Source organism: Pannus brasiliensis CCIBt3594, assembly GCF_036688125.1.
Taxonomy (GTDB): Bacteria; Cyanobacteriota; Cyanobacteriia; order Cyanobacteriales; family Microcystaceae; genus Pannus; species Pannus brasiliensis.
This window is the reverse complement of sequence record NZ_JBAFSM010000049.1, coordinates 23997-36100: the sequence shown is the minus strand read 5'-3', so window position 1 is coordinate 36100 and position 12104 is coordinate 23997. Positions and strand designations below refer to the sequence as shown.

The following is a 12104-nucleotide window of genomic DNA, read 5'->3' as shown; positions in this document are numbered from 1 at the left end:
TTATCCATCACTATAATTCCTCTTTGGATTTATCATTACGTGTTTAGCACTACCCCCGTTACCGAACGGGCGCGCGATCGAGATCGTGAACGTGGCTCCGAATTTTGTCACCGAGATGAGTGTGAGTTTCGAGAGAGGGGATTTCGTTGAATTCGACGGTTTACTCGCCGTCGTTGTCGGGACTGACGGGGACGGCCGCGCGCCGGAGGGTCACGTAGCTCTCTGGTTCGGCGACCCCGAGGGGCAACGCGTATCCGAGGGAGGAACCGGAGGTTCGCGCCCCGAAGTGCTAACCGTTCCGATCGATTATTGCTAGACCGTCCCGTGAGTTTTGAAGACTACCTCTCCTCGATCGCCCGCGGTGTCCACGAGGGGCCGGAACAGCGGGGACCCTCGGGAGTCCAGAGCAGTCGATCGAGACACATCCGGCGCGCGTCCATCCCGGGGTCCCAGGCGTGATAGACAAAATAGTCTGATTTTCCATCGGGACTCCCGACGATCGAGTTATGGCCGGGGCCGAGAACGCGGCCCGGAACCGATCGCAGTACCCGCGGTCCCGACTCGTTGCCGCCATCGGAGTAGGGGCCGTTCACGCGCTCGGCGACCGCGTAATCTACCCCGTAATTCTCGGTTTCCCAGCGTCCACCGCTATAAAAGCAATAGTACCGACCGTCGCGCTCGCGGACACAGGGGCCCTCTAGGGTATGCCAGTCGTAGATCCCGCCGTACATCGGGCGATCGCGCGAGAATCTCTGCCAGTCATGACGGGCGCGGAGGACGACCTCGGGCGTTCTGGCTAACCGCGTCATGGTCAGTAAACGATCGACCACCAGCGCGGTTCCGGCCCGAACCCCGTTCTCGGTATCGAGAAAATCCGTGGCGTAGAAAAGATACCACTGTCCGTCGGAATCCCGGAACGGACTCGGATCGATAGCGAACGCGTGTCTATCCGGGGCGCTCAAAGGTTCTCCCGTGTCCCGATAGGGGCCGGACGGTTCGGAACCGGTGGCGACCCGCAGTTGATGGTTCTTGTCCCCTTGTCCGACGGAGTAATACAGGTAAAAAATCCCGTCGCGATCGGCGATTTCCGGGGCCCAGAAATTATCTCCCGGTGACGGATCGGGCCGTTCTAGGGCGTTGCCGACGTACTGCCAGTCGGCTAGATTATCGGAGCGCAGGAGGGGAAAGATCCGCCCTTCCGGAAGCGCCCCCACCCGACCGGCGGCTTCCGCGGGCCCGGTACCGATCGCGTAATAGACCCCCTCGTGTCGCCAGACGAACGGATCGGCGAGATATCCCGAGTAGACCGGATTGGTGTAATAAATCATCGAACGATACCGAATCTCGCTAGTATTCAAAGTTGATGTAGGTTTCCGTCGCGTTCTCGGGCAATTTCTCCACGACCTGACACCGGATTAACTCCCGGTTTCGCGGCGACAGACGATCGTAATCATCCCGTGGCAGGGTTAAATCTACCTTGCGAGTGTGGAGCCAGTGCATCACGTAACCCATGACGATCATCGGTCGCGGTCGCGGGGTTCGGTTGGGTGTCCCCCGATGTAGTGCCAGGGGCGAGCGGATCATCACGTCCCCCGGTCGCAGGTAAAACGCCTCCATCGGGATCTCGCCGGAGCGCACTTTCACGAGGGCTTCTTCTTTGGGCATTCGATGCGTTCCCCGCGCCATCTCGAACGGGCCGTTTTCGGCCGTCACTTCCACGAGGGGGAAATTGACCGCCACGGCGTAGAGGGGCGTGATGATGCGATCGGTAAATAGAGGGCGGAAATCGCGGTGGATTTCCTGATATTCCGAACCTTGGAAGGGAATATCCGCCGCTAATTGTACTAGCTGGTATTCCTGATAGAACACCCGATCGAGAACGCCCGAGATCGCGGGGTTGGCGAACACTTCCGGATCGGCGAAAGGGGAGACCCAGGGTAGGGTAATATAGCCCCGGGCTTTTCCTCGCGGGGCCACGCCTCCCGGCCGTTCCCGCCGCTCTCGGAATAACGCGTCGAAAGCGATCGCCCATTCTTCTATTAGCGTTCTCGGGAATAACCCGCGGAAAATACAGATTCCCTCCCGATTTAACTCTTCCGCGAACCGATCGAGATCGAGAGCGGTAAAGGTCGCGGTATCGACACTTCCTACCATCTTATCTTTCGCCCTAATTTTCAATAGCTGAAAACGACATTTTACACTCGCGTTCGATAAAATGTAGCTTTCTATATGATTGTTATTGTGCCTAATGGTGGATGCGAGACGCTTTCTATCCGATCGATTCTTCAAGAAACTTAATATCCAACGGAAATTCGGTCGCGAGAAGGAAGTTTACCTCGGTTCGTTGAAAGTGAGAGGAGGCGATAATAGATCTCGTGTAAAAATGAGGGTCGCGAGGTAAATACAAGATAAAAAGTTATGTTCTAAAAAAGATTCAAAAAAATAGATATTTTAAAAACTTTATAATCTATTTACCTCTCCTTTCCCCTCATAATTTCTGTAGGGACTGGTGTTAAAACCCGTCTCTACTAAGTCCTAACTCCTGACGAACCCGATCGCTTTTTGCTTTTCGCGGGAGATTTACTGACCGGAAACCAACGGGTTACAAGTCTCCCCGCTTGGCGCGAAAAGTGTTTGGTAGGAGTTCGAGCTTCTTCCAAATACCCGCCTCCTGCCTCCCCCGGACTCTAGCGGACGGGAGAACCAAGAAATAGAAAACCCGAGATCGATCGGGAAACCGGTTAAGCGATCGGGTCGATTACCGAGGCCGGAAAAGGGAGGGATTAGACGGGTTAGCCGAGAACGATTCTTCTCACTAGAAATCCGGCCGTTATTCCGATTCGATCGGGTCGAATTCCGATTTAGCGGCACCGCAGACGGGACATTCCCAATCTTCCGGCAGATTCTCGAACGCTGTCCCCGGCGCGATGTCGTTCTCGGGATCGCCGATTTCCAGATCGTACTCGTAACCGCATACGGAACAAATGTATTTCATGAGTTATTTTCCGAAAAATATTTCTCTATCTTAAAAATTATTCGAGCGATCTTAATCTTTTCTAGAGAGGTAGTTATCTGTGACTTCACGCGCGAGCGCGGCCTGAAGCGATCGAGGAGTACGGGGAACCGATTCCCCTCTCGATTCCCTAACAATTCTCGCTCCCTAGACGGGCGTGAAGGGATCGGGAATCGGCGATTATCTCGATGATATCGCTCTTCTATCGGTATCGGTAGGTTCCTGTTAGAAACAAAGTCAGAAACCGTTATCGGGTAAGGAATTCACGGGAATCAAGCCCCTCTAAGTTCCGAGCGAGAGAAACTGTTAGGAACTCGACATTCAAACCCTTACCACGAGGGGCAATACCTCTCGGTTAAGGATTTCCCGGGGTTTCTCGCCTACAAAATCTCAAAGGTTTCAGTATCCTTGTGAACACGCGAATGATGTTATCCGAGAAGTATTACCACGAGGGGAATCGAACCTCTCGCCCGTTCGATAGCGATCCCATAGTGAGAAAAGAGCGATAAAGAATAAGCGACTGGATAACAGTCGGGCTTTCTACCAACTCCGACAATTCCTGACGTATCAAACGATCGAGCGTGGCGTGAAACTTGTATGGATAGATCCTCGGTACACGAGTCAGACCTGTCACAACTGCTTTCATACTGGGCTAATGATTCTTCGCTTATACTACTTTGTATTACAAGTCGAAGTGCGGGCTGTGAGATGGGAACCCGATCGGCGTTGGCGATCGGGGCGGCGAGCGAGTGCCGACAAGGGAGCGGTGATCGCTCCGGAGAGAGCGTCGCCACCTCTGGCGGATCGAGATCGATGGAGAAAGCTCCGATCTGCCTCCGGCAGCGCTTCGCTCCCGGCTCGCGGTACCGGTAGGGTCTCCGGCAACGCTTCGCTCTCGCTCCCCACTGATAAGCGCTCTTTATGATGGGCATTGAAATCTATTTGTCAAATAATCTTTACAATAGTTAATATTTTTGTTACATTGATTTACATAGACAACCAAGCGAAGGCAACCCAAATGTATACCACCACCAGCCCGGAAGGAATTCTCAACAATTACGCCAACGAACCCGCCATCTATCCCGCCGTTTACCCCTCCCCCGAACAACAACGTCGCTACGCGTTTCAGGGAGCGATCGCCATTCTTCTCGTTACCGCCACGATTCTCACCGCTTTCGCCGTCAGCTAACGGTTATCCCTATCTTTCTCGATTACCAAGGCTCCCCCACACCGTCCCCGGTATTTCGCCGGGGTGGTTTATTGTCGGGAAGCGCGTTCGATCTATCCGATAATGAGATTAGGTTGGTCTATTTTCCGCCTCACTCATCGATTTCTCGGGTATAGTAACCGAAAATGAACGATGTCCCGACTTCCCCGCCGGTAAATCCCCCTTATTGGCAGACGGCGATCGATTACCTGACCGAACGGGACGAGATACTGGGCAACCTGATCGCTCTTTACCCGACCGAACGATTAACGAACCATCACAATCCTTTCTATACTCTGGCTCGGGCGGTGGTCGGTCAACAGATTTCCGTCAAAGCCGCCGATTCGATCTGGTCGAGGTTGGAGAAACATCTCGAAACCGTCTCGCCGGAGAGTTTTTCGCGACTGGAAGTAGAAATTCTCCGCGGGTGTGGACTATCCCGCCAGAAGGTCGATTATCTCGCGGCGATCGCTCTCGCTTTCACCGAGGGGACGCTCACGCCCGATGAATGGGGGAATATGAGCGACGGGGAGGTTCGCCGTCAATTGATTAAAATTCGGGGAATCGGCAATTGGACGGCCGAAATGTTCCTGATCTTTCATCTCCATCGTCCCGATGTCTTGCCTCTAGGCGATCTGGGGTTGATCAACGCCATCCGACGCGCTTACGCGGGCGAGCGTCCCCTGAGTACCGAGGAGATCGGGCAACTCGCGGGGCGATGGCGACCGTATCGCACCGTGGCGACTTGGTATCTCTGGCGTAGTCTAGATCCCGTTACCGTTCAGTATTGAAGATCCGATCGAGGGGAAACCCGACAGAGCTAGGGAAACCTTACTTTTCCCGTTAAGTCTGAAAACGACGGCGGAATAAGGGTTTCAAGCGCTCCTAGATTTTCAACGGGCCAATCTTAATGACAGTAACCGACGAGAGAATAGGACTTTGAGATAGGGGTAAATCCGGAGACCGCTCCAATAAAAAGATAACGGGAAAAGTAAGATAGGGAAACGAGACATTGGATAATTCGGGGAAAAGTACGGGGAGTTGGTTTCCGCTTCTCTACCGTCGAGGTAGCGCGAGATATCGGTCTATCCGGTTGGGTTAGAAATCTTACCGCCGGGGAGGTCGAGGTGTTGGCGAGCGGTCATCCGGACGCGCTCGATCGATTGGAGAATTGGCTGTATCGCGACCCGTCGGTGGCGGGGGTAACGAAAGTTGTCGCGACGGGGATTCCGTACCGGGAGAGCCTTGATTTCCAAGCGCGCCCGACCGTCGATAGCCCCGACCGTTTCGATAACCTGACTCGTGATTAACCCGAAAGATCGGGCCGCTCTGCTACGGGTGAAAAACGTTCTCGGACAACAGCGCGAACTCCAGGAACGACCGTTCTCGATCGCCGTCAACGGGGAAGAAATCCCGCTCTCGTTAGTCGCGACGCTCGATCGGAAGACCTGTTCCGGGTGAATTCACGAGTGGCTTTAAGAATTCTACAACCGCGTGACGGTTCAGTTCCGCGTGGAACGTCTGATTGGTATAGGTACGCAGGCAGTCGTAACAGCTAGTATCGCAGGTACAAGAATCCGCTAACCCGAGGGTTTTTTCCAGAACTTTACCGAAGGCGCGGGCGATCTGTTGACTGTAGCCCGCGCCACCGGGGACATTATCGTAAATTACCAGTTCTGCCATACCGCTTCGATCGTCCGCCGGTTTACATAAACCATCGAGTTCGTTACGGGGTACGTCGATCGTTTCCGCCGCGGCCGCTAGAAACGCGTAGAGAAAAGAACGCCAGAATGCCAATCCTTCCCCGTCGGTGTCCGCGGACGAATAGAGCGGGCGATCGCCCACCACCGAGCGATCGAAACTGATTTTTAACAGATCGCTCCGGAATTCGTGACCGAGGTGCAGATAATCGTAACTTCCAGAACAGACTTTACCGGTTAGGGGATGGTTGTGGGAAGGGAGGGACGGGGACGCGCTCGAAGTATCTTTTTTCCGGGCGCCCGGCTTTCGATCGACCTGTTCGCTCAGTCGATCGCTCAAGTCGATACCACAAAATTTACAGAGCGCGAATCCCCGATTTTTAAAGCCGCGGCCCTTGGCTAACGGCCCCTGATTGGCGAGGAAAAACAAACCGCCCCGACTATGAATAAGTTCGTAGAGATCGGGAACGACGATCGAGCGCGTATCCTCTCCATCGCTCGCTAAGAAAACTTGAGAGGTGGGTTGACGGATCGGTTTCAGATAGGGAGTGACTTCCGGCTCTTTACTAAGATCCGTGGTAAAAGTTTTCGGAATAACATACGCTTTAAATTTGCCTTCCCAGGTAAAATCGGGACGGTAATTACATTCCGGGCATTCATCGTAGGGTTCTTTCTCGATCTGGGATTTTTCAAAATAATTGCAGTGTTTACATACCCAATAAAACTGGCGTTCTAGATCGTCGATGCCGACGACCCCGACACTGCGATACACGCGATCGTCAACCACGATATCCTGACCGGGAGCGTATTCCCCGAGAGCGAGACGACGATCTCTTTCTAAACGGTGTTTTCCCCGCGAGGAACGGTAGCCGTCACTTTTTCCCGTGAGTAATCGTACCACGTCGATCGGGAAGCCGTAGATCGGTAAGATACTCGCCCGCGCCAATTCATCGTGGAGTCGGCGTTTGGCGATTTTCTCTAATTCTATTTCCAGATTATCCCGCGAACGTTCTTTTTTCTTCCGTTCATCGCGAGCGGTCGCGGAACGGATTTCGGCATCAATTTCCGCCAGCGGTTTCGCCAGAGAGTTCCAATCTTGTATCTGATCGTTTTCAAACTTTTCCAAAATATCTCGAAATTGTTTTAAAACTTCTGGCGCGGTTCGGGAGCGAGGCGTTGCTACAAGTGGATCGCTCTCCAATCTCTCCAACCACTGTAGCGTTAACTTTTCGGCGAGATCCGATCGGAGCCAATCTTGAAACTCCCCGCTTAAAGCTTCCGAATGATCGGGTTCGATCGGGTCGAAAGATCCCCCGGTTACTCCTAAGAAATCCCCGATCGCGATCTGTTCCGCTCCCGTTCCCCGCTCCTCTCTTAGAAAAGTCGCCAATAATTCCGCGTGAAGATGACGCTGTTGAATTTGCGCGTTATCCGGATCGAGTTGGGGGATCTGATTGATGCCCGCGATTAAAAGTTCGGGACGCTCGAAAAAAAAGCGATCGTGCGGACGACGTTGGCCGTACATTAATGTCACCGATACCCCGTCGGTTCGCCGTCCCGCGCGTCCCGCGCGTTGTTGGTAATTACTAACGTAGGGGGGGAAATTCCGTAGAACTACCGCTTGTAGTTCCCCGATATCTACCCCGACTTCTAGGGTGGTGGAACTGCTGAGAAGATTGATTTTTCCCTGACGGAATCGGTTCTCGCGTTTTTCCAGTTCGATGACGCTTAATTGTGCCGTGTGTTCCTTCGATCGCAGGGGTAACGGCGATCGATTTTTAATCAACGATTGTTGATAATGCTCCTCGTTTACCCGATCGATTCTATCCGGGGTATAGGGCTGTAGTGTCCCCTGACATTTGTAGGCGATACAGCCGAAGATGTTGAGTTTTGACGTGGAGCGATCGATTTTCGATAGTTCGGGAATATGAAAGATCTGACGACAGCAATTACATTGATACCAATCCTCGCGGGTCGCGATCAGATCGAGGAGTTGCCAGTTAAGATGACAACCGTTTTTAGCGTCAACGAGTATCCGAGATTCTTTCAATCTTTCAAATAACCAGATGAACGGTTCCCGCTCTCGATCGAGAAATTCTTCCCCGAATAACTGATAGTAATACCAGCCGAGTCGATTTTGCGCTTTGCTGATATGTCCGTCCTTCTTCTTTTTCGGTAAAAAGGAGGGAGAATCCGCGTACTTTTTTGTATTTTCCGGGGATTTTTCTAAAAATAAGTAATTCGTCGCTTTCCCCTGTCCGTCTACCATCGCCCGGCGGATGCCATCGCCTCCCGTTTCGGGAAAGTAACTAGAAGAGCCTTCTATACTGACGATACCGGCACGGCGGATAATATCGGTGAGAACGGTTAGAAAGATTCGGGATTCGGTTTTTGTCATTTGAAACTTGGAAGCGACGGAATTAATGAAATTTTCATCTTTAAACCCTATATGACAGGCTAAAAATGTGTAGGCTTCCAAATTAGAACGACGATTAAACGGGAGGGCGAACTCGCGGAGTAGTAATTCTTTCGCCCGTTTTTTCGCCGCCTCCTTACAATCTCTCGGATTTTCTAAACTTTCATCCTTATCTTCTAAACAATAGCTAAGATAGTTTCGACTAGCCTCCCGATCGGGATGCGGGATCGAGGTTTCTAAAAACAGAGCGCTTAAACACTCGATCGCCCCATTAACGGAGGCGATATTATCGGTATCTTTCGCCTCTTGAAACGCTCGCCAGACCATTTGCCGATAGATCGTCTCGGTGTGATTGCGCTGGTAATCGGAGGCGAAAAAAGCCGCGTCCTGACGACCATCGGAAAAGGATAATAGTTTCCGTCGGGACGCTTTTTTTCGATCCTCTTCGGGTTCGGGCAAGAGATCGAACAGGCTGTCGATCATCGCTTGTAAGGGTTCATCGGTATAGGTGACGAAACGGTTAATCGATCTCGATCGGATCGATCTCGACCCGCAGGCGGCACATTTCGGCAGGTAGCACCCCTCCAGTTTTTTATCGGTTTTCTGACGGTGCCACGCGAGCGCGAATCCCGGTTCTGTTGTCACCGGAGGGAAGTTTTCCGGGGAGGGAGTACCGAGCCAGCCGTCTTTTCGATCGATAAAAAAAGTTTTCGGCGCGGAAAATAAATCTTCCTCCACCTCTCCGTTATCCTCTTCCTCGGTAATACTGTCCAACGCGCCGGTCGTTAGCGTGTAAATTTTCGGATTGTCCTGTAACGCTAAATTCGATCGGGGTAAAGTTTCCAGTCGCGAGTTTTTATCTAACGCGGCGAACGCGTAGGCTTGACCGCATTGCCGGCAACTCCCCAACTCTAGAACGGGAGAATCGCAATCATCGCAGGTATGTTTCTCGTTTAAATACAGACGACCGTAATAAGGGGGACGATCGGGCGCGTCGGGATCGGGTACCGCGCCGGGGCAAGCGGAATTAATACAAGCGTAAACCCCTTCTAGTCCGCGGAAAAGTAAGTGTAACCGGACGGGAAGTAAGGGGAGATCGTCGGGATTTTCCCGCGCTAGAGTTCCCAACTGCACGAGATAGGCTAACGCTTTTTCGAGTTGGAGTTGTACCGCGGGATCTTCCCCGACGGTTTCGGGAATTTCACTATCCCAAAGTTCGGACGAGCGCGCGATCTCGTACCAAGGCGCGGGATTTCGGGAGAGAATGTCGATTAAACGGTGAAAGAGGGGATTCCGTTTCAGCGCGAACCAGAGAAATCGATGGGTTCGATCGTTAGCGGAGCGATCGGAGTTATCGGATTCGATCGCTTCTATCCCTTCGCGCGCGGACTGTAATACTTCGACGGGTACGAACTGGCGCAACCGTTCCGACCATTCTTCCAGCGACGCGGTTAACGGGGGAAGGGAGAGGGTAGAGAGAATTTCGCGGATCGGTCGATCGGTCGCGCTATCCTCGCGGTAGGGTTCACCGAGCCGAGCTTGAGCCGTCACCCGATCGCCGCGGATCACTCCCGCGAATTTTTCCCCGAATAACTGTCCCGCGAACTGTAGAACCGCGGCATCGACCGATCGATCCCCCAAACTCGCGCTAGTGGCGATACAGCGGATTTTTCCCTCTCCCTCGATACCGATCGCGTTCTTCAGTCGTTTCAGCAGTAAAGAAACTTCCGTCCCCGTCGCGCCGTTGTAAGTGTGCGCTTCATCGACGATCAGGAATTGAAAGCTATCTCTAGAGTTTTCAAAAATCTCGCTCCTCTCTTTGGGACGGATCATCATGTGTTCCAACATCGAATAGTTGGTCAGCAGAATGTGCGGGGGATCGTTCCAGCACTCCTCTCTAGAGAGAACTTGAATCGCGCTGACTTTTTTAACAGCTTCTTCGAGTAATATCTCTCTTTCTTCTAAACGATTACTTTTCAATTCTTCGAGAGGAAAAAGCTTCCGTAAATCCTCGATCGAGTAGGCTTTTAGTTCTTCCGCTAACAACTTCCGCGCCTGCTTGGGTTCGCTTTCGGTACGACTGGTGTAGAACCCGAAGCGGATTCGGGGTCGTTTTTGACGGCAGAGTAATTGTCGTAGCCGTTTTACTTGATCGTTAACTAAGGCGTTCATCGGGTACAGAATCAGCACTCTTACCCCCCGTCGCTTGGTTAAAGAATTCTCTCCTTCCTTGAGTAAAGTATCGAGAATCGGGATTAGAAAACATTCGGTTTTTCCCGAACCGGTTCCCGTGGCCACGACGATATTCTCCCGTTTCTCGAGGATCGAGCGAACGGCTCTCTCTTGATGTAGGTAGAGCGATCGATTCGCGGGAATGAATAGATCGCCGATAGCGGGATGTAAAACACCGCTCTCGATTAATTGTTGAATACTGTTTGCCGATCGATAGGGTTGCGATCCCTCCAGATAGGGATACTGCCAGATCGTCCCCGGCTGTTCTAACTGTTGCCGTAGCGCGTACCGTAAATGGGGATCGCGCAGGGGATACGCGGTGAGGAGATAGCGGATCAGATCTTGACGCGGTTGTTCGGTGACGGCGATCGGATTTAAATAAGGATTGATTTCCATTGTTCTAAGTACCTCGACAAAATTAATTGCACATTCTGATGGCCAGATTGCCTATGCCTTTTTCCTGTCCCGGCCGGGAAATATAGGGAACATTCCATTTTTGCGAGTTAGCCGTTTTTAGAGGGGCTGAAACCCTTGGGCTGTCATTACTTGGGGGAATATTTTTCCAAAATGGGATGCTCCCGAAATTGATTTTGCAAGATCACTTAACTCTCCCCCTCGCTCTCTACTAAAATACAACCGATCTTTTCAAACGCTTTCTCTATTAACGGAAAATTAGCGGGCGCGATACGGCGGGTTCTGGTAATCTCTCCATCGGGTTTCGATAATTGCAAGATAAGTTGATAGTACGCGCCGGGTAGAAAAATTCCCCGTAGATAGAGTTTTCCTAGCGATCGATCCCAAGGAATCTCTAGAGGACATTTCTTGTTTCGATCGAGGTAATACATCATCAAAACTCCCGTATCCGCTTCTAGCTCGTGATACTGTCGATCCTGATACCAAAGATATTCACCCGTCTTTAAGCGAAAAAGGCTTTCTTCCGCTAGTAGAGAGCGATCGAATTTACGCCAGCGCTCTCTCTGGATAGTATTCGGGCTAGGGATATAGATAATAGCCGTATCGAAATCGATATATTCTTCCGATCGGGACGCTCGGAGATGATTGGTCAAGGGTCGGTAGGGGGTTGGAAGATAGTGTAAACTCTCGTCCAAGGTAAAAAAGCGAATTCCCGATCGGTTCAGTAATGGTTTAATTCGCCCGATATCGACTCTCGGGTGTAACTCGATCGCTTCCGAATCCTGACCGGTTTCTAGGATTCGATGGACTAGGGGAAGATACGCTCGATCGCCTCGAAAATGAAAGTGATTCTCGGAATCGCCATCGATACTGACTACAGCGGGAGGGGCGATACAGTAACGGTTTCTTACCCCCGCGAGGATCTCTCCCCGCGCTTCCAACTCCTGTAGGGATTCTTGAACTTCATCGGCTAGTTTATCGAGCGATCGATCGGGCGGAATACTATCTCGAAGTAAGGTGACGATCTGGGTTTTATTCAAGGGTACCGGACGGGTTAAACATTTCGGGTCGCGCGGGTCGCTCAAAATTTTCAGAATAATCTCGTTCATGATTTTCGTGAAT

11 protein-coding genes are annotated in these 12104 nt (G+C 51.9%); 6 read left to right on the top strand and 5 right to left on the bottom strand.

Annotated elements, in window-relative coordinates; all coding sequences use genetic code 11:
* Positions 1-91: 91 nt before the first annotated feature.
* Positions 92-316 carry a hypothetical protein gene (locus V0288_RS20140; RefSeq protein ID WP_332866960.1) on the top strand — a complete coding sequence of 75 codons (225 nt, stop codon included), beginning with the start codon at positions 92-94 and terminating at the stop codon, positions 314-316.
* 22 nt (positions 317-338) lie between these two features.
* On the opposite strand, the gene V0288_RS20135 is transcribed toward V0288_RS20140, so the two are convergent.
* The 3 genes from V0288_RS20135 to rd form a co-directional block, all read right to left on the bottom strand.
* Positions 339-1328: a glycoside hydrolase family 43 protein gene (locus V0288_RS20135; RefSeq protein WP_332866959.1), complete on the bottom strand. Its 990-nt coding sequence runs from the start codon at positions 1326-1328 to the stop codon at positions 339-341.
* A 19-nt stretch (positions 1329-1347) separates the two neighbouring features.
* Positions 1348-2154 carry a phytanoyl-CoA dioxygenase family protein gene (locus V0288_RS20130; RefSeq protein ID WP_332866958.1) on the bottom strand — a complete coding sequence of 269 codons (807 nt, stop codon included), beginning with the start codon at positions 2152-2154 and terminating at the stop codon, positions 1348-1350.
* A 676-nt stretch (positions 2155-2830) separates the two neighbouring features.
* Positions 2831-2995 (bottom strand): rubredoxin, encoded by a 165-nt coding sequence (gene rd, locus V0288_RS20125; protein ID WP_332866957.1) that lies wholly within the window; start codon positions 2993-2995, stop codon positions 2831-2833.
* Positions 2996-3518: 523 nt separating this feature from the next.
* Between rd and V0288_RS25185 the strand changes: the two genes are divergently transcribed.
* The 5 genes from V0288_RS25185 (at position 3519) to V0288_RS20105 (ending at position 5681) form a co-directional block, all read left to right on the top strand.
* Positions 3519-3938: a zinc ribbon domain-containing protein gene (locus tag V0288_RS25185; protein WP_422662035.1), complete on the top strand. Its 420-nt coding sequence runs from the start codon at positions 3519-3521 to the stop codon at positions 3936-3938.
* Positions 3939-4031: 93 nt separating this feature from the next.
* The gene (psb34, locus tag V0288_RS20120) at positions 4032-4202 is read left to right on the top strand and encodes a photosystem II assembly protein Psb34 (RefSeq protein ID WP_332866956.1); all 171 of its coding nucleotides are present in this window, start codon (positions 4032-4034) and stop codon (positions 4200-4202) included.
* A gap of 164 nt (positions 4203-4366) precedes the next feature.
* On the top strand, positions 4367-5011 hold the full coding sequence (locus V0288_RS20115; RefSeq protein WP_332866955.1) for a DNA-3-methyladenine glycosylase family protein: 645 nt from the start codon (positions 4367-4369) through the stop codon (positions 5009-5011).
* A 225-nt stretch (positions 5012-5236) separates the two neighbouring features.
* A complete protein-coding gene (locus V0288_RS20110) occupies positions 5237-5530 on the top strand; it encodes an acylphosphatase (protein ID WP_332866962.1) in 294 nt (97 codons plus the stop codon).
* Positions 5523-5681: a hypothetical protein gene (locus V0288_RS20105; RefSeq protein ID WP_332866954.1), complete on the top strand. Its 159-nt coding sequence runs from the start codon at positions 5523-5525 to the stop codon at positions 5679-5681. Before V0288_RS20110 ends, V0288_RS20105 begins: the two co-directional genes overlap by 8 nt.
* Here V0288_RS20105 and V0288_RS20100 read toward each other — a convergent pair.
* Together V0288_RS20100 and V0288_RS20095 are read right to left on the bottom strand one after the other, a co-directional pair.
* A complete protein-coding gene (locus V0288_RS20100; RefSeq protein WP_332866953.1) occupies positions 5643-10964 on the bottom strand; it encodes a DEAD/DEAH box helicase in 5322 nt (1773 codons plus the stop codon). The genes V0288_RS20105 and V0288_RS20100 overlap by 39 nt on opposite strands.
* Before the next feature lie 206 nt (positions 10965-11170).
* Complete coding sequence (locus tag V0288_RS20095; protein ID WP_332866952.1) at positions 11171-12091, bottom strand: hypothetical protein; 921 nt, start codon at positions 12089-12091, stop codon at positions 11171-11173.
* Positions 12092-12104 lie beyond the last annotated feature (13 nt).

What these genes read in the sequence shown, in the direction of transcription:
- V0288_RS20135 (WP_332866959.1), bottom strand. Translation starts at nt 1,328, where the DNA reads ATGATTTATTACACCAATCCGGTCTACTCGGGATATCTCGCCGATCCG.
- V0288_RS20130 (WP_332866958.1), bottom strand. Translation starts at nt 2,154, where the DNA reads ATGGTAGGAAGTGTCGATACCGCGACCTTTACCGCTCTCGATCTCGAT.
- rd (WP_332866957.1), bottom strand. Translation starts at nt 2,995, where the DNA reads ATGAAATACATTTGTTCCGTATGCGGTTACGAGTACGATCTGGAAATC.
- psb34 (WP_332866956.1), top strand. Translation starts at nt 4,032, where the DNA reads ATGTATACCACCACCAGCCCGGAAGGAATTCTCAACAATTACGCCAAC.
- V0288_RS20115 (WP_332866955.1), top strand. Translation starts at nt 4,367, where the DNA reads ATGAACGATGTCCCGACTTCCCCGCCGGTAAATCCCCCTTATTGGCAG.
- V0288_RS20100 (WP_332866953.1), bottom strand. Translation starts at nt 10,964, where the DNA reads ATGGAAATCAATCCTTATTTAAATCCGATCGCCGTCACCGAACAACCG.
- V0288_RS20095 (WP_332866952.1), bottom strand. Translation starts at nt 12,091, where the DNA reads ATGAACGAGATTATTCTGAAAATTTTGAGCGACCCGCGCGACCCGAAA.